Annotated in this window: 25 protein-coding genes and 1 tRNA gene; 12 read left to right on the forward strand and 14 right to left on the reverse strand. The window is 53.2% G+C overall.

Features of this window, described 5'->3' with window-relative positions; genetic code table 11:
* Positions 1–26: 26 nt before the first annotated feature.
* The 12 genes from C2U41_RS21305 to C2U41_RS21365 all read right to left on the reverse strand — a co-directional run bounded on the left by C2U41_RS21305 (position 27) and on the right by C2U41_RS21365 (position 12,071).
* Complete coding sequence (locus tag C2U41_RS21305; protein ID WP_003024321.1) at positions 27–1,229, reverse strand: sigma-54 interaction domain-containing protein; 1,203 nt, start codon at positions 1,227–1,229, stop codon at positions 27–29.
* 176 nt (positions 1,230–1,405) lie between these two features.
* A complete protein-coding gene (gene dppF / locus C2U41_RS21310) occupies positions 1,406–2,410 on the reverse strand; it encodes a dipeptide ABC transporter ATP-binding subunit DppF (protein WP_003846120.1) in 1,005 nt (334 codons plus the stop codon).
* Positions 2,407–3,390, reverse strand: coding sequence for a dipeptide ABC transporter ATP-binding protein (gene dppD / locus C2U41_RS21315; RefSeq protein WP_003846117.1), 984 nt, complete (start codon positions 3,388–3,390; stop codon positions 2,407–2,409). Before dppD ends, dppF begins: the two co-directional genes overlap by 4 nt.
* Positions 3,391–3,400: 10 nt before the next feature.
* Positions 3,401–4,303: a dipeptide ABC transporter permease DppC gene (gene dppC, locus C2U41_RS21320; protein WP_003837734.1), complete on the reverse strand. Its 903-nt coding sequence runs from the start codon at positions 4,301–4,303 to the stop codon at positions 3,401–3,403.
* Between the two features lie 9 nt (positions 4,304–4,312).
* Positions 4,313–5,332 carry a dipeptide ABC transporter permease DppB gene (gene dppB / locus C2U41_RS21325; RefSeq protein ID WP_003837733.1) on the reverse strand — a complete coding sequence of 340 codons (1,020 nt, stop codon included), beginning with the start codon at positions 5,330–5,332 and terminating at the stop codon, positions 4,313–4,315.
* Between the two features lie 166 nt (positions 5,333–5,498).
* Positions 5,499–7,106 carry a dipeptide ABC transporter periplasmic-binding protein DppA gene (gene dppA, locus C2U41_RS21335; RefSeq protein ID WP_032937213.1) on the reverse strand — a complete coding sequence of 536 codons (1,608 nt, stop codon included), beginning with the start codon at positions 7,104–7,106 and terminating at the stop codon, positions 5,499–5,501.
* Positions 7,021–7,257 (reverse strand): hypothetical protein, encoded by a 237-nt coding sequence (locus C2U41_RS29370; RefSeq protein ID WP_127674029.1) that lies wholly within the window; start codon positions 7,255–7,257, stop codon positions 7,021–7,023. The genes dppA and C2U41_RS29370 overlap by 86 nt, the downstream gene beginning before the upstream one ends.
* 209 nt (positions 7,258–7,466) lie before the next feature.
* On the reverse strand, positions 7,467–7,766 hold the full coding sequence (locus tag C2U41_RS21345) for a hypothetical protein (protein ID WP_141110492.1): 300 nt from the start codon (positions 7,764–7,766) through the stop codon (positions 7,467–7,469).
* 73 nt (positions 7,767–7,839) lie between these two features.
* Positions 7,840–7,916 (reverse strand) — tRNA-Pro (locus tag C2U41_RS21350).
* A 91-nt stretch (positions 7,917–8,007) separates the two neighbouring features.
* The gene (gene eptB / locus C2U41_RS21355; protein WP_046670991.1) at positions 8,008–9,702 is read right to left on the reverse strand and encodes a kdo(2)-lipid A phosphoethanolamine 7''-transferase; all 1,695 of its coding nucleotides are present in this window, start codon (positions 9,700–9,702) and stop codon (positions 8,008–8,010) included.
* Positions 9,703–9,915: 213 nt separating this feature from the next.
* Positions 9,916–11,118 (reverse strand): L-lactate MFS transporter, encoded by a 1,203-nt coding sequence (locus C2U41_RS21360; RefSeq protein WP_003024301.1) that lies wholly within the window; start codon positions 11,116–11,118, stop codon positions 9,916–9,918.
* Between the two features lie 251 nt (positions 11,119–11,369).
* Entirely contained in the window at positions 11,370–12,071 is a 702-nt protein-coding gene (locus tag C2U41_RS21365; RefSeq protein ID WP_061549536.1) for an autotransporter outer membrane beta-barrel domain-containing protein, read from the reverse strand.
* A gap of 157 nt (positions 12,072–12,228) precedes the next feature.
* Here C2U41_RS21365 and tag point away from each other — a divergent pair, with 157 nt between their 5' ends.
* On the forward strand, positions 12,229–12,798 hold the full coding sequence (gene tag / locus C2U41_RS21370; RefSeq protein WP_071697733.1) for a DNA-3-methyladenine glycosylase I: 570 nt from the start codon (positions 12,229–12,231) through the stop codon (positions 12,796–12,798).
* Positions 12,788–13,228, forward strand: a complete 441-nt coding sequence (locus C2U41_RS21375) for an N-acetyltransferase (protein ID WP_016151144.1) — start codon at positions 12,788–12,790, stop codon at positions 13,226–13,228. The genes tag and C2U41_RS21375 overlap by 11 nt, the downstream gene beginning before the upstream one ends.
* Here C2U41_RS21375 and C2U41_RS21380 read toward each other — a convergent pair.
* Positions 13,197–15,530 (reverse strand): molybdopterin guanine dinucleotide-containing S/N-oxide reductase, encoded by a 2,334-nt coding sequence (locus C2U41_RS21380; protein WP_060855201.1) that lies wholly within the window; start codon positions 15,528–15,530, stop codon positions 13,197–13,199. The two genes, C2U41_RS21375 and C2U41_RS21380, sit on opposite strands and share 32 nt — an antisense overlap.
* Before the next feature lie 159 nt (positions 15,531–15,689).
* Here C2U41_RS21380 and C2U41_RS21385 point away from each other — a divergent pair, with 159 nt between their 5' ends.
* From C2U41_RS21385 to ghrB, 7 genes are all read left to right on the forward strand, one after another.
* Positions 15,690–16,352: an OmpA family lipoprotein gene (locus C2U41_RS21385; protein WP_003837719.1), complete on the forward strand. Its 663-nt coding sequence runs from the start codon at positions 15,690–15,692 to the stop codon at positions 16,350–16,352.
* 141 nt (positions 16,353–16,493) lie between these two features.
* Positions 16,494–17,510, forward strand: a complete 1,017-nt coding sequence (locus C2U41_RS21390) for a LacI family DNA-binding transcriptional regulator (RefSeq protein WP_003837718.1) — start codon at positions 16,494–16,496, stop codon at positions 17,508–17,510.
* A 99-nt stretch (positions 17,511–17,609) separates the two neighbouring features.
* Complete coding sequence (locus C2U41_RS21395; protein WP_003024284.1) at positions 17,610–18,359, forward strand: sugar phosphate isomerase/epimerase family protein; 750 nt, start codon at positions 17,610–17,612, stop codon at positions 18,357–18,359.
* Between the two features lie 3 nt (positions 18,360–18,362).
* A complete protein-coding gene (locus C2U41_RS21400) occupies positions 18,363–19,301 on the forward strand; it encodes a sugar kinase (RefSeq protein ID WP_003837715.1) in 939 nt (312 codons plus the stop codon).
* A 70-nt stretch (positions 19,302–19,371) separates the two neighbouring features.
* Positions 19,372–20,682, forward strand: a complete 1,311-nt coding sequence (locus C2U41_RS21405) for an MFS transporter (protein WP_044700397.1) — start codon at positions 19,372–19,374, stop codon at positions 20,680–20,682.
* 6 nt (positions 20,683–20,688) lie between these two features.
* Positions 20,689–20,925, forward strand: a complete 237-nt coding sequence (locus C2U41_RS29375) for a hypothetical protein (protein ID WP_127790525.1) — start codon at positions 20,689–20,691, stop codon at positions 20,923–20,925.
* Between the two features lie 15 nt (positions 20,926–20,940).
* The gene (gene ghrB / locus C2U41_RS21410) at positions 20,941–21,915 is read left to right on the forward strand and encodes a glyoxylate/hydroxypyruvate reductase GhrB (protein ID WP_016151146.1); all 975 of its coding nucleotides are present in this window, start codon (positions 20,941–20,943) and stop codon (positions 21,913–21,915) included.
* Between the two features lie 58 nt (positions 21,916–21,973).
* On the opposite strand, the gene C2U41_RS21415 is transcribed toward ghrB, so the two are convergent.
* Positions 21,974–22,684, reverse strand: coding sequence for a DUF3053 domain-containing protein (locus C2U41_RS21415; protein ID WP_003837709.1), 711 nt, complete (start codon positions 22,682–22,684; stop codon positions 21,974–21,976).
* A 380-nt stretch (positions 22,685–23,064) separates the two neighbouring features.
* Here C2U41_RS21415 and C2U41_RS21420 point away from each other — a divergent pair, with 380 nt between their 5' ends.
* From C2U41_RS21420 to cueP, 3 genes are all read left to right on the forward strand, one after another.
* On the forward strand, positions 23,065–23,355 hold the full coding sequence (locus tag C2U41_RS21420) for an HTH-type transcriptional regulator (RefSeq protein WP_003024273.1): 291 nt from the start codon (positions 23,065–23,067) through the stop codon (positions 23,353–23,355).
* 279 nt (positions 23,356–23,634) lie between these two features.
* Entirely contained in the window at positions 23,635–23,847 is a 213-nt protein-coding gene (cspE, locus tag C2U41_RS21425; RefSeq protein WP_000014594.1) for a transcription antiterminator/RNA stability regulator CspE, read from the forward strand.
* 187 nt (positions 23,848–24,034) lie between these two features.
* A complete protein-coding gene (cueP, locus tag C2U41_RS21430; RefSeq protein WP_003024269.1) occupies positions 24,035–24,574 on the forward strand; it encodes a copper-binding periplasmic metallochaperone CueP in 540 nt (179 codons plus the stop codon).
* Positions 24,575–24,652: the final 78 nt, after the last annotated feature.

The raw sequence follows: 24,652 nt of genomic DNA on the forward strand, positions 1-24,652 counted from the left end.
ACTGCGCCGTCAGCTCCTGGCGGCGCTTAGCTCACACTCTCCAGTTGATAGCTGCGAATTTTATTCAGTACCGTGGTATGTGATACCCCCAGCGCTTTGGCGATATGCCGCGACGACACATTCTCTTCCATCATTTGTTCAATAAGCTGGCGTTCCGCATACAAAACCTGCTCTTTAAAAGGACGTTCTGTCGGGCCTTGCTCAGCGGCGGGCAAATTCACCATCCCTAATTCTTCGGGCGTAATGACATCGGATTCCGCCATTAGCATCAGACGAATAATGGTATTTTCCAGTTCGCGCACGTTTCCCGGCCAGCTGTGATGGTGCAAGGCATCAAAACAAGCTTTATCCAGAATGATCCGCCGCTGGAATTCCTTTGCGTATTTCTGCACAAAGTGGCGAATCAACAGACTGATATCCTGCGGACGCTCCCGCAAAGGCGGAATAGTCAGGGAAAGTACATTGATGCGGTAATAGAGATCGGCGCGCAACAGACGTTGTTCCACCATATCTTCCAGATTGGCGTTGGTTGCCACAATAATGCGTACATTAACCGGAATAATTTGCGCCCCACCAACGCGACGGATCCCGCCATCCTGCAGGACGCGCAATAATTTAGCCTGTAAGCCCAGCGACATTTCACCAAATTCATCGAGAAAAAGGGTGCCTTTATCGGCCATTTCAAACAGCCCTTTTTTGCCTTTACAATCCGCGCCGCTAAAAGCCCCTTTCTCATAGCCAAAGAATTCACTCTCCATAAGCGACTCAGGTAGTGCAGAGCAGTTGACCGGAATAAACGGATAAAAACGTCGCTGCCCGGAATTATGGATAGCCCGGGCCAGCAGCTCTTTGCCGGTACCCGTATCGCCACGGATCAGAACGGTATATTTGCTGTCAGCAATTTTTATCGCCTTTTCGATAAGCGCGTGCATGCTCTGGCTGCTGCAAATAATGTCAGAGAAATAACGCGGGCGTTCCGGCTCCGGCGTTGACAGCTCGCTTATCTCCTCACAGAGGTAGGCGACATTAATAATATCGGCGCGCTGGCTTAAACAGGATTGCACACAGGAAATATCCTGTAGCTGGCGGCACCAGGATTTAATCAGGATCCGTCCAGGTGTGACTTTCATGGAGATGATATTGATATCGCAGCAGGAAAATTCCTTCAGGACATCCTCAACCATCGACAGACGATCAATTGTTTTAATATCCCAGCGTATCGTGACCACATTTGCTCCTGATAGTTAGCAACTGCGAAATAGATATTTCTGTGGCGAGAGGAAACCTGACTACATTTTAGACGCTGTGGAATAATGTTCTGCCAGAGGACTCACATTGTGGACGGAAAAACAAAATATAAAAAAACCGGAGCACAAGGCTCCGGTTATCGGGTCATAACCCACGTTTATTGCTGTGGGTTTTCGTCCTGGTCAACGGCGAAACAGGCCACCAGCTGACCGCCATAGTCTTTTAACTGTGGCTGAAGCTGAGTACACGGACCAAATCGACGACGGCAACGGGCGTTGAATGCGCAGCCTGGTGGCGGATTCAGCGGGCTTGGCAGCTCACCGGTCAGCTTGATACGCTCGCGGCGATCGTCCGGGTTCAGGCGCGGCGTTGCGGAGAGCAGCGCCTGAGTGTACGGATGCCGTGGATTATTGAAGATCTGATCCTTGGTTCCTTTTTCCACACAGCGGCCTAAATACATCACCATCACTTCATCGGCAATGTGCTCTACCACCGACAGGTCGTGCGAGATAAAGACGTATGACAGCCCCAGTTCCTGTTGCAAGTCCATCATCAGGTTCAGCACCTGCGCACGTACGGAAACGTCCAGCGCCGAGACCGGTTCGTCAGCAATCACCACATCCGGGTCAAGCATCAGACCGCGGGCAATGGCGATACGCTGACGCTGGCCGCCGGAGAACATATGCGGATAGCGGTCGTAGTGCTCGGTTTTCAGCCCCACTTTCGCCATCATCGCCAGCGCTTTTTCACGACGCTCCTCTTTGCTTAGCGTGGAGTTGATTAGCAACGGCTCTTCCAGAATCTGCCCTACTTTTTTACGCGGGTTCAGGGAACCATAGGGGTTCTGGAACACTATCTGGATTTTCTGCCGACGCAGCTTCTGCGCCTGCGGGTCATGCTTGAGTAAATCCTGTCCATGGTAATACAGCTCACCGCCAGTCGGGATTTCAATCATCGTCAGCAGACGGCCAAGGGTGGATTTCCCACAGCCCGACTCACCTACCACCGCCAGCGTTTTACCGCGCTCCAGAGTAAAGGAAACGCCATCCAGCGCTTTCACCAGGCGTTCCGGGGCGAACATGCCCTTCTTCACCGGGTAGTGTTTTTTCAAGTCAATTGCCTGCAACAGCGGCTGTTGCGCGGCGGCCTTTTGCGTACTCATAGCCCAGGCCTCCCGGCATCATCAAGTGGGTAGTGGCATTTCGACTGACGACCGCCTTCCAGCAGGTTCAGTTCAGGTTCTTCAGTGCGGCATTTGTCGGTCGCATAGGGGCAGCGTGGATTCAGCAAACAGCCGCTCGGGCGGTCATATTTACCGGGAACCACGCCCGGCAGTGAGGCCAGACGCGCTTTGTCCTGAGCAAACTCCGGCAGCGCGCGCAGCAACGCCTGGGTGTAAGGATGACGCGGCGCGCGGAAGATATCCTGCGCGGCCCCGGTTTCCACTACCTGCCCAGCGTACATCACGATGATTTTGTGCGCCGCTTCAGCCACCAGCGCCAGATCGTGCGTAATTAAGACCAGCGCCATGTTCTCTTTTTGCTGCAATTCCAGCAGTAGCTCGATGATCTGCGCCTGAATGGTCACATCCAGCGCCGTTGTCGGTTCATCGGCAATCAGCAGCTTCGGACGACAGGCAATCGCCATCGCGATCATCACGCGCTGACTCATCCCACCGGACAACTGGTGCGGATAGACATCCAGACGCGAGGCCGGATCGGGGATCCCCACCAGCGTCAGCAGGTCAATTGCCCGCTGAATACGCGTTTTTTTGTTGCCGCCCTGGTGCACCTTGATGGCTTCCATAATCTGGTAGCCGACGGTGTAGCAGGGGTTAAGGCTGGTCATCGGGTCCTGAAAGATCATTGCCACTTCCGCACCCACCAGTTGGCGACGCTCTTTCTCAGAGATGCGCTTCAGGTCGCGACCATTAAACTCCAGATTTTCGGCCATAACGCGGCCAGGGTAGTCAATCAGTCCCATAATCGCCAGCGAGCTGACGGACTTACCAGAACCAGACTCCCCAACAATGCCAACCACCTCACCCTGATTCACACTGTAGCTAATGCGGTCTACGGCGCGGAATTCGGAACCTACGTCGCCGAAATGCACCGATAATTTATCTACATTTAATAACGCCATCTCGAACCTCTTACTGCTTCAGTTTGGGATCGAGCGCGTCACGCAGACCGTCACCCATCAGGTTAAATGCCAGCACCGTCAACAGGATCGCCAGCCCCGGGAAGGTCACAACCCACCAGGCGCTTTGGGCAAACTGCAGAACGTCAGAGAGCATGGTGCCCCATTCCGGCGTAGGCGGCTGTGCGCCCATCCCCAGGAAGCCGAGGGCAGCCATATCGAGAATGGCGTTAGAGAAGCCAAGCGACGCCTGAACAATCAGCGGCGCAAGACAGTTAGGCAGAATATTGACGAACATCTGGCGCATCGCGCCGGCTCCCGCCACGCGGGATGCGGTGACGTAGTCGCGGTTAACTTCCACCAACACAGCGGCGCGCGTCAGACGCACATAGTGCGGCAATGCCACAAACGTCAGCGCCAGCGCAGCGTTGCCTATCGAGGGGCCAAATACCGCCACCAGCACCAGCGCCAGTAACAGGCTCGGCAATGCCAGCATGATATCGACCACACGCATGATGACGTTATCGACAATTCCACCAAAGTAGCCGGCGATCAGCCCAAGAACCACGCCCATCAGCAGGGAGAGTACAACCACCAGACAGCCAACCAACAGCGACAGACGCGCACCGTACATCAGGCGGGACAGCACGTCGCGGCCCACATCATCAGTACCAAACAGATGCGCCATGGAACCGCCTTCCTGCCACGCAGGAGGAGCTAGTAGCGTATCGCGGAACTGGTCTGCCGGGTTGTAGGGTGCAAGGACGTTGGCAAAGACCGCAATCAGGATCATTACCACCACATACACCAGCCCAACAACCGCGCCTTTGTTGCGTTTAAAATAGTGCCAGAACTCCTGCAGCGGCGTCATCGGCACCGGTGCAGCAATAACTTTGTTTTCAGTAACCTGTGACATGATGGCCCCTTACTTCTTATGCCGAATACGCGGGTTCACCACGCCATACAGCAGGTCTACCAGCAAGTTGACGAGGATAATCATCGTCGCGACCAGCAGTACCCCGCCCTGCACTACCGGATAATCACGGCGTTGCAGCGCATCGATCAGCCAGCGTCCCAGCCCCGGCCACGAGAAGATAGTCTCGGTCAGGATTGCCCCAGCCAGCAACGTACCAACCTGCAGGCCGATAACGGTTACAACGGGCAGCATCGCGTTACGCAGAGCGTGAATGATGATGACGCGCATACGGGTCAAACCTTTAGCGCGCGCGGTACGAATGTAATCCTCGCCCAGTACTTCCAGCATCGACGAACGTGTCATACGCACAATGACCGCCAGAGGAATGGTACCCAGCACCATCGCAGGCAAGACCATATGCGCCAACGCATCGATAAAGTTGCCCTCTTCACCCCAGATGGCGGTGTCTATCAACATAAAACCGGTCAGCGGATTGGAATCATCAAGGAACACCATGTCGCTCACCCGCCCAGAAACTGGCGTCAGGTTCCACTGCACGGAAACCAGCATGATCAGCATCATGCCCCACCAGAAAATCGGCATGGAGTAACCGGTCAGCGCCAGGCCAACGGCGGTGTGATCGAAAATGGAGCCGCGCTTAACGGCAGCAAGTACACCCACCGGGATACCCACTGCGACGGCGAAAATCATCGCGCAGACGCCGAGTTCCAGCGTGGCTTTGAATCGAGGTACGAACTCTTCCCACACCGGTAAGCGGCTTTTCAGTGAGATACCTAAATCGCCATGCATAACCCCCCAGATATAGTGGAGGTACTGCTGCCACATAGGCTTATCCAGACCGAGTTCAGCCAGCAGTTGAGCATGACGCTCAGGGGAGATCCCACGTTCACCTGCCATGATCATAACCGGATCGCCGGGGATCATATGGACGAAGGCAAAGGTGAGAAGAGTGATACCGATAAACGTGGGGATGACGAGTCCCAAACGTCGGAGAATGAACTGCAACATAACCCGGATTCTCTCTAATGACGCACGGCCTGGAACCGTGAGTCTGCATTGCTCACAAATCTTATCCCACGCAAACTGCATCGTGGGTAAAGCATTACGCCGGATGGCGCTGCGCTTATCCGGCCTACACAATACCGGGGCGCAGCGCTTCCTTGATTGCTTTTAATTATTCGACAGAGACGTTTTCGAAGTGGTGTTTGCCTAATGGATCAACCACATAGCCTTTTACTTCTTTACGCACTGGTTCATACACGGTGGAGTGAGCAACAATCAGAGCCGGGGCCTGATCGTGCATAACAACCTGAGCTTGCTTGTACAGTTCAATACGTTTGTTGTGATCGTCGGTCGCACGCGCCGGTTGGATCAGGTCTTCAAACGGCTTGTAGCACCAGCGAGAGTAGTTGGAGCCGTCTTTCGCTGCCGCACAGCTGAACAGGGTGGCGAAGAAGTTGTCCGGATCCCCGTTGTCACCGGTCCAACCCATCATCACCGCCTGATGTTCACCCGCTTTGGCGCGTTTCAGATACTCGCCCCACTCGTAGGTCACAATCTTGGCCTGAACGCCAATTTTCGCCCAGTCAGCCTGAACCATTTCCGCCATACGACGAGCGTTCGGGTTGTAAGGACGCTGTACCGGCATGGCCCACAGTTCAACGGTAAAGCCTTTGTCCTGACCGGCTTCCTTCAACAGCGCTTTGGCCTTCTCAGGATCGTAGGTGTAGTCTTTAACGTCGTCGTTATAGCCCCACATGGTCGGTGGGATCAGGTTTTTCGCGGCAACGCCAGCACCCTGATAAACCGCTTTGATGATCGCTTCTTTGTTTACCGCGTAGGTCAGCGCCTGACGGACTTTCACATCATCAAACGGTTTCTTCTCGGTGTTGAAAGAGAGGTAGCCAACGTTCAGACCGGCCTGCTCCATCAGGTTGATATTTTTATCCTGCTTCATGCGTGCGATGTCAGCCGGGTTCGGGTACGGCATCACCTGGCACTCGTTCTTCTGCAGTTTGGCGTAACGCACAGAAGCGTCAGGCGTAATGGAGAAGACCAGACGGTCGATCTGCGGCTTAGTGCCCCAGTAACCTTCGAATGCTTTATACAGAATACGAGAGTCTTTCTGGTACTGCTGCAGCTGGAACGGACCGGTACCGATTGGGTTCAGATCCACTTTCTCCGGGGAACCGGCTTTCAGCATGTTGTCCGCATATTCTTTGGAAAGAATAGAAGCGAAGTCCATCGCCAGGTCAGCCAGGAACGGTGCTTCCGGGCGAGTCAGCACGAACTGAACGGTTTTATCATCCACTTTTTTCACTTCGGAGATCAGGTCTGGCAGACCCATCCCTTCGAAGTATTCATAGCTGCCGCCAGAAACTTTATGGTACGGGTTCTGGGCATTTTTCTGACGATCGAAAGAGAACACCACGTCATCGGCGTTTAAATCGCGCGTCGGTTTGAAATCTTTGTTGTCCTGCCACTTCACGCCAGGGCGAAGGTGGAAGGTATAGGTTTTACCGTCTTCGCTGATTTCCCACTTCTCAGCAAGTCCCGGGATCACTTCAGTTGTGCCGGTTTTGAACTCGACCAGGCGGTTATAGATCGGCACGGAGCTGGCATCATAGGTGGTACCAGAGGTGAAAAGCTGCGGGTTAAAGCCTTCAGGAGATCCTTCTGAACAATAAACCAGAGTTTTAGCCTGTACGCTTGCTGCGACGGTCATAGCCACCAGGCTCAGACCAAGCTTCAGCATCCCTGACTTCTTCAAGGAAATACTCATTCTTCTGCTCCAAATGTGATGTTTGTTGTTTTACCCTTTGCAATGGGTTTGCACCGCCTGGCCTTTTTTGTTTTTTACCCGGCCGGGTCAGCGTTAAGAGGATGGGGATTCCGTTCACATAAGCGACTGAGTTGCAGTGCGGATTCTCCATGAAATGCCCCTCATACCCTACAATCTGTCAACAGAATGTGAAAACGTCAATACAGGTAACCGCGATTTACACCAACGGTGAGAATTGGCAAACAAAGATTAAAAAAAGTGCAAGCGGGTATTTTCAGCAGGGAAATTTGTGCTACGCGCACTATGCCAGAATAAACATCTTCATACTTCGCAACATTTGGAGATTAACATTTATGCAATTTATTCAAATTTTCCCAATGAATGCTGCATATCTGAGCGATTAATGCCATGAACGTTAAAACGCACAGCGGAAAATGCCAGCGCCAGCCATAAGTAGCGCAAAAAAAGTTTCAAGCAAACATAAAAAAAGGCAATGGAATATGTCACAGAATCGTTAACTGTCAGTGGGAAGTGATGCACAATTTTTGCAGATAAAAGGAAGGTCAAAGGTGGGGTTGGAATAACGCCATACACGCCGGGATGAAACTGAGTCTGTAGGCCGCATAAGGCGCTTGCGCCGCCATCCGGCAATGTCTCCAATATTGCCTGATGGCGCTTCGCTTATCAGGCCTACAAAACAAAAAACCCTGCTCGTTGAGCAGGGTTTTAAATTTGGTCGGTGATAGAGGATTCGAACCTCCGACCCCTTCGTCCCGAACGAAGTGCGCTACCAGGCTGCGCCAATCACCGAATGCGGGGCGCATCTTACTGCTCAGCCGCGCGCCCGTCAATCCCTTAGTATCAAAATGCCATTTGATCGGCGAGAAAGTCAGCAGCTCTGTTACTGGGCTGTAACCTTCTTCGCGTCCGGGATACGACACCAGTTGTTATTCTCGTTAATCCCCCCATTTGGCGAGGTATAACCAAGGCAACCCAGAACGGTATCGTACAGTTCCACATGACGACGCGGCACCTTCATCTCAGCTTCTTGCTTCAGGTGCGCAAATGCCTTCGCATGGTCAGGGTCTTCCAGATATTTGTCTGACATCCACACCATCATAGGAACGCGGAACTGCTCAGGCGGCGCCATTTTACGCGGCGTACCGTGCAAGTGCTCACGTTCGTTAATTGACTCACCGTGATCGGCGGCGTAAAACACGATCGCTTTCTTATCGCGCAGCTGATCAAACACCTGGGTAATAAAGTGATCAACGTAGGTTACCGAATTATCAAATGAATTAATCATCTCAGCTTTCGAGCAGCCACTATCAACATTGACACACTCCGGCTTCCACTGTGCATATTCGCGGGTGTAGCGCTGGGTGTAGTTAAAATGCGAGCCCTTGGTGTGCAGAATAATCAGACGCTTTTCGCCATCATCAGTCTTCTGTAAAGATTGCTGCATCTCATTAATCAGCAGCATATCGTCAACGTTTTTGCCACGGTTACGCGGCTCTGCGCCAATCTGTTCACGATAGGCAATGTTTTCCGCCATGGTATTGCTGTAGAACCACATCTCGCTTTGCATCGCGTACAGATCGGTTTTAAATCCTAACTGGCCGAGCACAGAAAAGACGTTTTGTTCTTTCAGCGTACGCTGTGGGTTTTCCTCTGCCCCACCTTCACGAACGAACATGCAGCGTAGCGAAAGCTTGGTCGCGGTATCACAGGAATATCCACGGAAAGCCGCCAGGTTTTTCTCCTGAGCCAGCCTTGGCGTGGTGTTTCGCTCATAGCCAAAAATCCCCATATGATCCCAGCGCGTGGTTTCACCGATAATAAACACGACATAGGTGTCGTCGAGATTGTTGGGGGCAACGTAGGTGAACTTCTTCGCCGGGTTCATCAGCGATTTGTTGTCTGAAGATTCATCCACCTGCGCCCAGGCGTATAAACCCAGCGCAGAGAGCCAGTTTGACGGCAAATAGGAGTTCGCAACGACTCCGCCGTAGCTGGGTAAATCAATCCCTGTTTCACGCTCAACGCTTTTTTGTTGCATGCTGAGCAGACGAATGGGCGCCCACACCATCAGGCCAGCCAATAAAACCGCCGCTACGCTACGCCATCTCATGCCAGGCGTACGAATCTGTTTCATCAGGGTATAACGACAGCGGTTACTCCAAATCAACACCAATGGGATAATACTGACTGAAACCAGCCAAACGATAAAATGCCAGCCGACGACTTCTTTTGATAAATCAATATCGGTGGTCATGACCGAGGCAATAATACCGTAGCCAATGACCACGTTCAGGAAGGTCATGTAATAGCTGGCGCCGGCAGAACAGAGCACCACAAACGTTGCCAGTACACGCCAGGCGCGTCGGCCAAATAAAGAGAGAACACGGAGTAAAAAGAAGGTCACCAGCACAGTGCCAGCTAATTCAACAACCGCAGAGAGTCCTTTCCAGACGGTAAACTCGTGCGCATATCCGCTAAAGCGACGGAAAAACACAGCGCAATTCATAAAAAGACCGATATAGATCGCCAGCAAGAAACTCAGCTTCTGCTGCGTCATCGATTTGATATATCTCATGCAAACAAACCCTGGAGGAAGGGATAAAAACACCCTGCGCAAAAGCCTGTCAGGCCATACAGGGGAAAAGTGCGACAAGTGCAGATAATAAGAAAATTCTACAGCGCAGGTAAGTAGACCACAGGAGGGAAGAAAAGTGCTTATAGAGAATGCAAACGGCGCATATATTTTTGTAAATATATGCGCCGGGCATTAATCAGACCACTAATAGATTCAGGCGTGTGCCTCGGTATAGACGCTACGCTGCGGCTGACGAATAGTGGTAGAAAGCGCCAGCGAGATAATTAACAGCGCAAAGATAACGCAGAAGGTCACATAGAATCCGCCGAACAGCGAGGCGATAATGGAACCACAAATGCTGCCGATACCGAAACCTAAGTAAATGACACCGTAGTTTTTAGCCAGGTTGTTCAAACCGAAGAACTCACTCACCAGTGACGGGAACACGGTGATGGTGCCGCCAAAGTTAAATGCCACACAGGCAATCGCCGTAAAGAAGGTCACATCATTCAACGGCGCGAACAGCAGTGCGGCCATACCCACCAGCGAAACGACCTGACCAATGGTGATAACGCGAATACGAGAGATTTTGTCGGACAGAATCCCCAGAACCAGACGACCGGACAGGTTAGCGATAGAAATCACGGTCACCGCGTTTGCCGCCGTTGCCACATCCATATGTGCCAGACTTTGTGCGATATCTTTCGCCACGCCAATTACGTACAGCCCGCTCATACATGCCGTCAGGAACATGACCGCCAGCATCCAGTACTGCGGTTTACGCATGGACTGCGCCAGGGTGTAGTCATTCTCAACCACGCCATTTTTCGTTTTCACTTCCTGATTCGGCGCGTCTTTCATCAGCGTGGAGCCAAAAACGATCATTACCAGCACAATCGCGCCCCAGATCATGAAGGTTTTTTCCAGACCCACGGTGCTCAACAGTTGGCTATCGATGAATTTAAAACCGAGGCTGCCAAGACCGTAAGAACCGATAGCGAAGGCGGAAATCAGCCCTTTACGCTCCGGGAACCATTTTACACAGTTGGAAAGTGTTAACAGGTAGCCTGCGCCATCCGCCAGACCAACCAACACACCAGCGCTCAGCCACAGCATAATCAGGCTGTCAGAGTGGGCGGTTAAGAAGAAGCCCACACCGAGTAAAATACCGGAGGCCATGGTGACGCGTTTCACGCCAAAACGTTCCTGCAGTTTCCCGGCGACGGAAGAAGAAATTGCCAGCCCGAGGCTCAGCAGGCCAAAGGAAAAGGCAACCTGACTCACCGGCGCATCAAGCTTAGAAGAAAGCGCACCGTTAAACAGGCTCCAGGTATAAACAGAACCTAAAGCAAATTGGGTAATGATGGTGCCGATCAGTGTCAGCCAGCGGGTACGCTGATAATCAGAAGTTTTCATGGCAGTCTTCCTGCATAAACAAAAGGGGAAATTCTCTGCCAACAACCATACCGAAGCGTTTTTATGAGCAGGGGAAAACGGCATGAAATGCCGCCAGGACGGAATGAAATGCCTGGAATGCGGAATGAATGACGAGACAAAAAGTCGGGTTACTGAATTTTATCGCATGAGTTAGTACACGCTATCGCTGGAGTGCGTGTGATTGTTGATCTCAACATGTAATCAAGATGTTTATGTGATGATTGTTTACGTTAAAATTTGGCGCTCACTCCCATGGTGTACATATAGTCGCTGTTGTTGGTGCTATTTTCCGCCTGCGACAGCGCCGCATAAGCCGCCATGTGCGGGTTCAACAGCATATCCGCACCGATGGTAACATCTACCCAGTTACCATCCTGACCCGCCGCCGTCATGCGACTGAGACCCGACTGCGCCTTCCAGATATTTTCGCCAAACTGCTGGTTATAGCTGATTTGCGCCCACGGTCGCACATCACCGAACTGCGAATTGACTCGCCAGCCCAACGAGCTCACGCTGGCATGCCACAGCGGATCGTTCTGCGTTACCGACGTCGCGCTATCGCCAAATTCGTTGTAAGTAGATGTGGTGGAACCGTCATAATGCAGCGCGGCAACCGGACCGGTTGTCACCTGCCTTGAAAGCGGGAAGTTCCAGCCCATACTCATGCCGCTGGTGGCATCCATTGGCGTCTCATCCGCCAGATTCACCACGGGCCCCGCCACGTTCTGAGTGGAACGAATACGTTCTTCCAGAATGTCGTTATAACGTGGTTGGTGATCGCTGTCCCATGTATAACGTTCAGCCGTATGCCCTGACAGCGCATCAACGATATATTCTTGTTGCCAGCCATATGCTGTATTGATGGACAGCGCACAAACTATGACGCTCGCCAGAGTTAACCTTTGGCGACCACTACTGTTTCTTATAAGCATCAACGCGACTCCAGAAAAGAGCCGTATTCGGCGATATTATTGTCATTGTGTGAAGTATTTGGGCCAGCAGGCCTTGTATTAAATATTGTCTTTTTAGCTGGCGCGTCAAGGCGGGCCGAATGAAATTTTTACGCCAGTAAAAACAGCGAGGAAGAATATGCAGCGTTGCGGATGGGTCAGTCAGGATCCACTTTACATTGCCTACCACGACAAGGAATGGGGCGTCCCCGAAACCGATGGCAAAAAGCTGTTCGAAATGATCTGCCTCGAAGGCCAGCAGGCCGGGTTATCGTGGATTACCGTACTCAAGAAACGGGAAAATTATCGCCACGCTTTCCACCATTTTGACCCGGAAAAAGTGGCGACCATGACCGAAGAGGATGTGGAAAGGCTGGTACTGGATGCCGGCATAATTCGCCATCGCGGAAAAATTCAGGCCATTATCGGCAACGCTCGTGCCTTTCTGACGATGGCACAAAACGGAGAGTCGTTTAGCGAGTTCGTCTGGTCATTTGTTGATAACCAACCACAAGTGACCTGCGCCGCCAACCTGAGCGATATTCCCACCTCCACGCCTGCGTCAGACGCGCTGTCTAAAGCGTTAAAAAAACGCGGTTTTAAGTTTGTCGGCACCACCATTTGTTACTCCTTTATGCAGGCATGCGGCCTGGTCAACGATCATGTCACCAGTTGCATCTGTTATCCGGGAGAACAACATGATTCGTGAATCAAAGGCTGAAGATCTACCAGCGATTCTGACGCTGTGGATGGAAAGCACAATCCATGCCCATCCGTTTATCGAAGAGCGCTACTGGCGCGAAAGTGAATCAGTGGTGCGGGATGTTTATCTGCCAGCCGCGCAAACCTGGGTGTGGGAAGAAGAAGGCGAGCTCAAAGGTTTTGTCAGCGTCATTGATGACCGCTTCCTCGGCGCGCTGTTTGTCGCGCCTGCCGCCATCAGAAGCGGGATCGGCAAAGCGCTGGTGCAGCATGTGCAGCAGCGCTTTTCGTTACTCAGCCTGGAGGTCTACCAGAAGAATCAATCCGCGGTGAACTTCTACCATGCGCTGGGTTTTCGCATTGAAGACGGCGCATGGCAGGAAGAGACTCACCATCCCACGTGGATTATGGGCTGGCAGGCGGATCAAACGCCGTAAGCGTCAACGTGGGTCCGCTGTATTTTTCAAGCCACGCCAGCGCGGTGTTGCCCGCGCAGCCATTCCCCAGCTTCGAGCTGGGGAGATCTTTGGTCAGCACGTTGACGGCGCCATTTTTACAAATACCGTTCGCTGCGAGATCCAAATCAGGCCAGGCGCCTTCATGAATACAGATAACGCCGGGTTTAATACCCGCCGTCACCACCGCGCCCGCCAGAACTTGACCACGCTGGTTCCACACCCTGACCGTATCGCCATCCGCAATGCCGCGTGCGTGGGCATCCTGCGGATGAATCGTTACCGGCTCACGATCCGCTACCGCGTACTGCTCACGTAGCGCACTGTAGTTAAGCTGACTATGCAAACGGTGCGCCGGATGGGCGGAAAGCAGCTGTAGCTGGTCCGGTTCGGCGTTACCGAACCACTCATCCGGCTCCAGCCACATCGGGTGCCCCGCACAGTCCGCGTAGCCGTAACCAGCAATCCTCGCGGAGTAGATTTCAATTTTTCCGCTGTCCGTTTTCAGCGGATGAGCCTGCGGGTCGCGGCGAAAATCCGCAAAACGGATAAACTGCGCGCTGGCGGCATTTTCCGGCATTTCGATCAGGGCGTTGCGCTGCCAAAACTCGGCGAAAGGCGGCAATGTCACCTGCTGACTGGCCCCACGTTGCCCGGCAATATTGTAAAACGTCTCCAGCCATTCCAGCTCGCTTTTGCCTTCGGTGAATCGCTCGTAACCGCCCTCTTCCCAGCGTTCACTCAGCTCGGCAAAAACATCATAATCATTTCGCGCTTCGTCCTGCGGCGGCACAACCTGCTTCATCGGCACCAGGTGCTGGTTGCTGTAGTCGCCGGTCATGGTCAAATCATTGCGCTCAAAGGAGGTGGTCGCCGGCAGTACGATATCGGCATGCTTCGCTGCGGCGGTCCAGAAACACTCCGAGATAACCACCAGCTCCGGTTTTTGCCAGGCGCGAATTAAACGGTTAGTGTCCTGATGATGGGTGAAGTTAGCGCCACCAGCCCACCACAACATGCGGATGTCCGGGAAATGGCGGTCCATGCCGTTGTGCTGGTAAAAACCACCGGGATTTTCCAGCGCTTCAACAATTCGCGCCACCGGGATTTTATCTACTGCGTCGGTACCACCTTTAACGCTGCCCTGCATTGAAGCCAGCACCGCAGCCCGGCGCGTTGGGTTGCCACCGTTGGCAAAATGGTACGACAGCCCAAAACCGCCGCCTGGCGTCCCGATTTGCCCGAGCATGGCGGCCAGGGTGACGATCATCCAGTGTTTCTGCTCACCATACTGTTGGCGCTGCATCCCCCATCCGGCCATCAGCATGGTGGTATTTTGGTGAAATATCGCCGCAAGTTCGCGTATTTTTGTTGCGGGTATACCGCAAATCTCCGCAGCCCACTCTGCCGTTTTCACAACATCATCAGATTTACCCAACAGATAGTTTGCAAAACGGTCATAGCCGGTGGTACACCGCGCGAGAAAATCCTCGTCATGCCAGCCGTTTTCCACCAGCGTATGCGCGATGCCCAGCATCAGCGCCACGTCGGTCCCCATATGCGGGGCAATCCATTCCATCTTTTCGCCAAAGAATTCGACGCTTTCCGATCGCATCGGATCGATACAGATCAACCGTTTACCGCTGTCGCGCAAAGCCTCAAAGTAAGCAAGCCCCTGCTCATCGGACGCGTTCCAGGCAATCTTCAGTGTATTCAGCGGATTAGCGCTCCATAACACCACCACCTCGCTGTTCTCAAGCACCACTGGCCAGCTGGTTTGCTGCTGGTAAACTTCGTTACCGCCCACCACGTACGGCATGATCGCCTGCGCAGCCCCCGTCGAATAATCTCCCAGATGCCCGGTATAACCGCCTGCCAGCGCCATATAGCGTTGTAGCAGGGTTGCCGCTTTGTGTAACACGCCGTTAGAGCGCCAGCCGTAGGAACCGGCAAAAATCGAGGCCGGGCCGTTGCTGTCACGGATGCGTTTATGCTGCGTATGGATAAGATTCAGCGCGTCGTCCCAACTTACGCGAACAAATTCATCCTGCCCACGCACGCCCTGGGGATTCTCCGGCGAGGCGAGAAAGCCTTTACGCACCATTGGAAAACGTACCCGCGTTTTACTGTGAACCTGGTCGCGCACCACGGTTTGCAAAGAGTTGGGATGGGAAGTGGGCAGCGCGCCACGCGAGGAGAAAACCGTCTCACCATCGGTGTCGACGAGAATTGGTCCCCAGTGGGCGGCGGTTAACACCGAGTAATGTGCGGGTGAATTAGCCAAGATGGCGCTCCTGAATGCGATGTGACGGCTTATTTATTATGCCGTTCAATGTTACTTACAAATTTCAGAGTCTTCCCTGGAATTTTCTTCATGTTCACACGTCATAATCAACCGCCACGGTCGCTGTGGCAAAGAAGAAAAAGTCATTAAGGAATTAAGATGAAGAAACGTGTTTTTGTTATTGCTGCCATTGTGAGCGGCGCCCTGGCGGTTTCTGGCTGCACAACAAACCCTTACACCGGCGAACGCGAAGCAGGTAAATCCGGCATTGGCGCGGGTATTGGCTCTCTGGTCGGCGCGGGCATTGGCGCACTCTCTTCTTCGAAGAAAGATCGCGGTAAAGGTGCACTGATTGGCGCAGCGGCGGGTGCGGCCGTTGGCGGCGGTGTCGGTTATTACATGGACGTGCAGGAAGCCAAACTGCGCGACAAAATGCAGGGAACGGGCGTCAGCGTGACGCGTAGTGGCGATAACATCATTCTGAATATGCCGAATAACGTCACCTTCGACAGCAGTAGCGCCAACCTGAAACCTGCTGGTGCCAACACCCTGACCGGCGTGGCAATGGTACTGAAAGAGTACAATAAAACCGCCGTCAACGTGCTGGGCTTCACCGACAGCACCGGCAGCCAGGATCTGAATATGCGTCTGTCTCAGCAACGCGCGGACTCCGTGGCCAGCGCCTTAATCACGCAAGGGGTTGCCGCTAATCGTATCCGCACTCAGGGCATGGGTCCGTCAAATCCGATCGCCAGCAACAGCACGGCGGAAGGTAAAGCGCAGAACCGTCGCGTAGAGATTACGTTGAGTCCTATGCAGTAATCGTTGAGCCGGGTGGCGGCTTCGCCTTACCCGGCCTACGTTCGACAAGTAGGCCCGGTAAGCGCAGCGCCACCGGGCAAATTACTTGCTTCGTCAGATTTTCCCGCTAAGGTATTCACACGAAATTCAGGGAAATCAGCGATGAGCAAATCAACACGGGCAACCATCAGCGATGTGGCGAAAGCCGCAAAAACCGGCAAGACCAGCATTTCACGCTATCTCAACGGTGAAAAGCACCTGCTTTCCGACGCGCTACTGGCCCGCATTGAACAAGCCATTGCCGATCTCGACTACCGTCCCAGCCTGATGGCAAGAGGACTGAAACACGGTCGTACCCGCCTGATTGGCCTGATCATCGCCGATATTACCAATCCCTACTCCGTCAACGTGTTAAGCGGCATTGAAGCCGCCTGCCGCGATAAAGGCTTTACCCCGCTGGTGTGTAACACCAACAACGAAGTGGATCAGGAACTGCATTATCTTGACCTGCTGCGCAGCTACCAGGTCGAAGGGATTGTGGTCAACGCCGTCGGGATGCGCGAAGAGGGGCTGAACCGCCTGCAGCAGTCTGCGCTGCCGATGGTGCTGATTGACCGTAAAATTCCCGATTTCGCCTGTGATATGGTCGGGCTGGATAACACCCAGGCGGCAACGGTTGCCACGGAACATCTGGTCGAACAAGGTTTTGAAGCCATCCTGTTCCTCAGCGAACCGCTCGGCATGGTGAATACCCGCCGCGAACGCCTGAGCGCTTTTCGCGCCACCCTCGCACAGTACCCCGGCGTTATCGCACAAAATGCCGAAGTCCCGCTCACGGACAATACGCAGTTGGACGAAACCCTGCGCCAGTTCCACCAGCAGCACCGGGGAATGCGCAAAGCCGTTATCTCAGCCAATGGCGCTCTCACACTACAGGTTGCCCGCGCCCTGAAACGCATTGGCCTTAACTGGGGCAGCGATATCGGCCTGCTCGGTTTTGACGAACTGGAATGGGCCGAACTGGCGGGCGTTGGTATTACCACGTTGAAACAACCTACCTGGCAGATTGGCTACACCGCCGTTGAGCAGGTTGTACGCCGGATCGATGGCGGCTCTGCTGCCATTCAGGAACAGGTCTTCTCCGGCGAACTGATCGTTCGCGGCTCTACCGCCCGTTAAATTTCCTTCGTGATGGTGATCATAAATTCAACATCATAAGCTTTTCTTTGGAACCGGTTCCATCTAGCGTTATAGCAAGAACGCTAGTCTGGAGTTTCCATGAAAAGAAAAATTATGGTGGTCACCGCCGCTTACGGCCACGACCAGGTACGGGCCGCTGGCGGGCAAACGGCAATGCTGCCCATTATCGCTGAAGCCGGTGCTGACGGCGTCGAAATCCGCCGCGAATTGCTGACCGACGCCGAGCTGCACACGCTGTCCACGGTGGCATCTGCTATCGAAATCTTCGGCCTGCTGGCCTGTTACTCAGCGCCTGAGCCGTTGTTCCTTGAGGACGGTAGCCTCAATCCCCGACTTCCTGCGCTACTTGAAGAAGCACAGGCCCTGCAGGCGCTATGGCTAAAAGTCTCCCTCGGCCATTTCTCCCATACAGAACAGTTCAACGTGTTACGTGAATGGCTGGACAACAGCGGAATGGAACTGGTTGTCGAAAACGATCAGACCGCCTGCGGACGCCTGAAGCCGATGCAGCGCTTTAACGAAGCCTGCCAGACGCAAAATCTGCCGATATCTCTGACCTTCGATATGGGCAACTGGCTGTGGGTGGGCGACTCCCCGGAACAGGCGGCGCAGAAACTGGCGTCAACCGTTGGGTATATCCATGTCAAAGCCGCCGTTGCACATCGCGACAGCTACCGTGCCGTACCGCCTGATGCAGCCGATCCGCGCTGGCTGACGCTGTTGAAAACGCTGCCGGGCGATGTTCCACGCGGCATTGAGTTTCCCCTGGAAGGGCAGGATTTGGCGGCGGTTACCCGCCGTTACGTCGAGTTGTTACGCGAGGAGTAACGCATGAAAAAGTCACTGGATGTGGTAACGATTGGTGAAGCGATGGCGATGTTTGTCGCCACGCAAACCGGCGAACTGGCGGATGTGGAGCAGTTTATCAAGCGCGTTGCTGGCGCTGAACTCAATGTGGCGACCGGTCTTGCCCGGCTGGGCCTGAAGGTCGGTTGGGTAAGCCGTGTAGGCAACGACAGTTTTGGCCGTTTTATCGTTAAGTCGCTGGAAAAAGAAGGGATTGATGCGCAGGGAGTCACCCAGGACGAGCGTTACGCTACCGGCTTTCAGCTTAAATCTAAGGTCGAAAATGGAACCGATCCCATTGTGGAATACTTCCGCAAAGGTTCCGCTGCCAGCCACCTCAGCATTGAGGATTATCACGAAGCCTACTTCGCCAGCGCGCGCCACCTGCACCTGAGCGGCGTAGCGGCGGCACTTTCTGCCAGCTCTTATGAACTGTTAGCCCATACCGCCCGCACACTGAAAGCACAAGGGAAGACCATCTCGTTCGACCCGAATTTACGCCCTGTGCTGTGGAAAAGCGAAGCCGAGATGGTGGAAAAACTGAACCGTTTGGCATTCCAGGCCGACTGGGTTTTGCCTGGATTAAAAGAGGGCATGATTTTAACCGGTCAGCAGACGCCTGAAGCCATCGCCGACTTTTATCTGCGCCACGGGGTGAAGGCCGTGATCATCAAAACCGGGGCCGATGGCGCCTGGTATAAAGCCGCCAACGGCGAGCAGGGCTGCGTCGCACCGGTAAAAGTCGACAACGTGGTCGACACCGTCGGCGCAGGCGATGGCTTTGCGGTCGGCGTTATCAGCGCCCTGCTGGAAGGTCGCTCGCTGCATCAGGCGGTGACCCGCGGCAATAAAATTGGCGCTCTGGCCATTCAGGTTCAGGGCGACAGCGAAGGATTACCCACACGTGAACAATTAGGGGAATAAATTCCCGGTCAACTCTGTCTCTGTACCCTACATTCAGAGGCGGCGTAACAGCATAATCAGAGGGCAGTCTATGAATAGCTCAACAAATGCAGCAAAACGCTGGTGGTACATCATGCCAATCGTGTTTATCACGTACAGCCTGGCGTATCTCGACCGCGCGAACTTCAGCTTCGCCTCCGCCGCCGGTATCAACGAGGATCTCGGCATTACTAAAGGGATCTCTTCCCTGCTGGGCGCGCTGTTTTTCCTCGGTTATTTCTTCTTCCAGATCCCAGGCGCGATTTACGCCGAGCGTCGCAGCGTAAGAAAACTGATTTTTGTCTGTCTGATCCTCTGGGGTGGATGCGCATCACTGACCGGCATGGTCAGTAACATTCCCATGCTCGCCGCCATTCGCTTTATTCTCGGTGTCGTTGAAGCTGCCGTGATGCCCGCAATGCTGATTTATATCAGCAACTGGTTTACCAAATCCGAACGTTCACGCGCCAACACCTTCCTGATCCTTGGCAACCCGGTCACCGTGCTGTGGATGTCCGTGGTTTCCGGGTATCTGATCCAGGCGCTGGGCTGGCGGGAAATGTTCATCATCGAGGGCTTCCCGGCCATCATCTGGGCGTTCTGCTGGTGGGTGCTGGTAAAAGACAAACCGTCTCAGGTCGGTTGGCTGTCAGAATCTGAAAAAGCCGCCCTTCAGGCACAACTGGAAAAAGAGCAGCAAGGAATCAAAGCCGTACGGAACTATAGCGAGGCTTTCCGCTCACGTAACGTCATCCTGCTGTGTATGCAGTATTTCACCTGGAGTATTGGCGTCTATGGTTTTGTCCTGTGGCTGCCGTCGATTATCCGCAACGGCGGTGCAAATCTGGGGATGGTTGAGGTTGGCTGGCTGTCATCCGTACCTTATCTGGCGGCGACTGCGGCGATGATCCTCGTTTCCTGGGCCTCCGATAAACTGCAAAATCGTAAGCTGTTTGTCTGGCCACTGTTACTGATAGCTGCTTTCGCTTTTATCGGCTCCTGGGCCGTGGGCGCAGACCACTTCTGGATTTCTTACACGCTGTTGGTTATTGCGGGTGCGGCAATGTATGCCCCTTATGGTCCTTTCTTTGCCATCATTCCGGAAATGCTGCCGCGTAACGTTGCCGGGGGTGCAATGGCGCTGATTAACAGTATGGGCGCGCTAGGCTCATTCTTTGGTTCATGGTTTGTCGGCTACCTCAATGGCGCTACCGGCAGCCCGTCCGCCTCGTACATTTTTATGGGGGTAGCGCTTTTTGTCTCAGTATGGCTAACTCTCATTGTGAGGCCGAGTCCTGCCATTGAACACACCGTCGACACTGTGGCAGAACCGCGTAATCAAGGCGGAGGGCGCTGGGCATAGTGAACTATGCCCAAGCCAGACAACGAAGAGTTCGTGGTTCTGACGCGTGTCCCGAAGGGCTGGGGCTATTTTTGCCCATTGCGGCGTTACTCCCAGCTCGTTTGGTTCACCAAACTTCTCTGCTCGTGCCTTGCACTGGGCAAAAATAACCGCCAGCGACGTGCGTGTGCAACGGCAGGACTCGGCCTGAGCCTGCTAATAATCAACAGCTACCTATTGGCGCACGCCACGCTTAAATTTTAACTTACGGAGATTCGCATGAAGCCGTCCATTATTCTCTATAAAGCGTTACCTGACGATTTACTGCATCGCTTGGAAGAGCATTTTACTGTGACTCGTGTGCCTAACCTGCGCCCGGAAACGGTCGCACAGCACGCCGAAGCGTTTGCCAATGCGGAAGGTCTGCTGGGCTCCAGTGAAGCCGTCAATACCGCTCTACTGGAGAAAATGCCGAAACTGCGTGCGACCTCCACGATTTCCGTCGGCTATGACAACTTCGACGTCGATGCCCTTAACGCGCGTAAGGTACTGTTGATGCACACGCCAACCGTACTGACAGAAACCGTCGCCGATACGGTGATGGCGCTGGTGTTAAGCACCGCTCGCCGCGTGGTAGAAGTGGCTGAACGGGTGAAGGTCGGTGAATGGACCAAAAGTATCGGGCCGGACTGGTTCGGTACGGATGTGCACCACAAAACGCTGGGGATTGTCGGCATGGGCCGCATTGGGCTGGCGCTGGCACAACGTGCGCATTTCGGCTTTAGCATGCCGATTCTCTATAATGCGCGCCGTCATCATCAGGAAGCAGAAGAACGTTTCAACGCGCGCTACTGCGATCTTGATACGCTGTTACAAGAATCCGATTTTGTCTGCCTGATCCTGCCGTTAACCGACGAAACGCATCATCTGTTCAGCACCGAACAGTTTGCCAAAATGAAGTCTTCCGCCATTTTCATTAACGCCGGACGTGGGCCGGTGGTCGATGAAAAAGCACTGATTGCCGCCCTGCAAAACGGCGAAATTCATGCCGCTGGCCTGGATGTGTTTGAGCAGGAGCCATTACCGGCAGACTCACCGCTGCTGTCGCTGCCAAACGTGGTTGCTGTGCCGCACATTGGTTCAGCCACGCACGAAACACGCTATAACATGGCGGCCTGTGCGGTGGATAACTTAATCGATGCGCTGCAAGGACGCGTTGAGAAGAACTGCGTAAACCCGCAGGTCGCGCGATAAACAAAAGGCCGGGTAGCGCTTACGCTCACCCGGCCCTTCATATCTTACAGCGGCTTAATTACTGAGCGGCATTCACCGCAGCAGTCCAGGCCTGGTTAAATGCCTGATGTTGAGAAGCCAACGGGCCAATCAGCGTGTTGTACTGACTTGCCTGCTGTGACGTTGGGAACTGGATACCGTTGGCGACAAAGCTCACCTGCGTATCCTGCTGCGCCACAAAATCACCAACCTGCACTAACTGCTGCGTGAAGATTTGCGCTGCAGGGATCAGCGGCTGTAACGCCTCTGCAGGTACAGTGACGACTTTATTGTAAACCTGGTCAAAGACCGGCTTCAGATCTTCGCCCTGCTTCAGCGCGCCATGCGCAGCATCTGCCTGTAGTTTCGCATTCTGCAACTGTTGCCCTAATACACCTAGCGCACCATTTGCCTGACGCAGCGGCTCACGCTGAGTCACATAATCCTGAGGAACACGAATCGCATTTACGCTATCAACCACCGGACGCAGACCGGAGTCCATCGCCTGATTAACCTGCTGCGAATAGCCATACAGAATCGCGTAATCGGACACAAACGGGCCAAACTGTTTTTTCTGATCGGCGGTCAGCGTTGGTAAACGCTCTCCGCTACGCATTGCAGTATTCTGCAGAAAATCGATAAACGCTTTGCGTTGATCGCCTTCTTTATCAAAACACCCACTCAGGCCAACTACCATTAAGAGCGCCAAAACAGGCGCAAACCAGCGAGAGCAGGACTTACCTGTCGCCATTTTAATACTCCTTTCACCCAAAAATGCGCACAACGACACCCGCGTGCCTGACGTTAACAAGGATAGTCCAGGTCAGCCCCGCAAGATACCCTTTCCGCATAATCTTGTGGGGGAAAATAACCGTTCCCACCACCGTTCGTTTTGCTAAACAATGCTGCATTTACTACTCGGCGTCATATTTTAGTCATCTTTACAATCGGAATCGATCGTTCGGAGATCCCGACCTTTATCAGTTTGTTAGCCTGCGAAAGATTGTTGCCCACCGTTTGCTGAAACGAATCCATCTCTCAAACCCCGAATCCGACTTCATTTTTTCCGACTACTCTTAATGAGCTTCGAAGAAATTCACGATCCCGCTGTGTGATTTGTAGGAGTTCTCAATGGAATACAAAGATCCTATGTTTGAACTGCTGAGCAGTCTGGAGCAGATTGTTTTTAAAGATGTATCGCAGACGGTCACTCTGACGCAAAAAACCAACCCTTTCACCGAATTTGAACAGTTACGACGAGGGACGGGTTTAAAAACAGATGATTTTGCCCGAGTAATGGGCGTGACAGTCGCGATGGTTCATGAATGGGAGTCTAAACGCGTAAAGCCTTCCACTACCGAATTGAAGTTAATGCGCCTGATCCAGGCAGATCCAAGATTAAGTAAGCAACTGATGGATTGAACTATTTTTCAATTTTGCTTAAGAACGGTCCTGTAACGGGGCCGTTCCCTTACGAAGGTTATCCACAAAAAAGAAAATAGTAGTTGCATCCACATGCGTAAAATGAGTTAATGCCCTCAACGGTTTGACGTACAGACCATTACAGCAGTTAGTAAGGCAAGTCCCTTCAAGAGTTATCGTTGATACCCTTCGTAGTGAGCATTTCCTTTACTGTTAAAAAATCTGTAAAGCACGCCATATCGCCGAAAGGCACACTTATTTTTTAAAAGGTAATACACTATGTCCGGTAAAATGACTGGTATCGTAAAATGGTTCAACGCTGACAAAGGTTTCGGCTTCATCACTCCTGACGATGGCTCTAAAGACGTGTTCGTACACTTCTCTGCTATCCAGAACGATGGCTACAAATCTCTGGACGAAGGTCAGAAAGTTTCCTTCACCATCGAAAGCGGCGCTAAAGGCCCGGCAGCTGGCAACGTAACCAGCCTGTAAGCTTAAAAAGCTCAAGATTCTGAATCCCTGCCAAACGGCGGGGATTTTTTTTATCTGTACTTCTTAAAACGCCCCGGCCACACGCTTCTTTGCATTACTTTACCCGCCGCCCCTTTGACCTTTCCCTAAGGGCAAGCTTTATAGTGAGCCAGTCTGTATTCCACAATGTTCACAAGGAATTGAAGCTATGTCGAAATCCTCATTGCTGCTGGTTTTAGGTTTACTCACCACCGGTAGCGCGTTCGCCGCAACCCCTGAAGCCACTTTTTTGGCGGAACACGGGCTCAGCGGAAAATCCGTCGAGCAAATCGTCGAGGCCATTGACCAGTCTCCCCAGAGCCGCCCACTGCCCTACTCGGCATCCGTCACCAGCACTGAACTGAAGCTCTCTTCAGGCGATCAGATCTATACCCTGCCGCTCGGTGACAAGTTCTATCTGTCATTTGCCCCTTATGAATGGCAAACACATCCTTGCTTCAACCACAGCCTTTCCGGTTGCCAGGGCGAAATGCCGGAGAAGACATTCAATGTCAAAGTGACGGATAACAAGGGTGATGTTGTGCTACAAAAAGAGATGAAGAGCGGTCGAAATGGCTTCGTCGGGGTTTGGCTACCGCGCAATATGGCAGGCACCATCGCAGTAAGCTACAACGGCAAAAAAGCGGAGTATCCCATTAAGACCATGGAAGACAGCCAGACCTGTCTGACTAAATTACAGCTGCGCTAACAACATAAAAAAATGCCGGATGGCGCAATGCTTATCCGGCCTACTGGTGTTTATCTCGTAGGCCGGATAAGGCGAAGC

Source organism: Citrobacter freundii complex sp. CFNIH4 (assembly GCF_002934505.1).
In the GTDB taxonomy this organism is placed as follows: domain Bacteria; phylum Pseudomonadota; class Gammaproteobacteria; order Enterobacterales; family Enterobacteriaceae; genus Citrobacter; species Citrobacter freundii.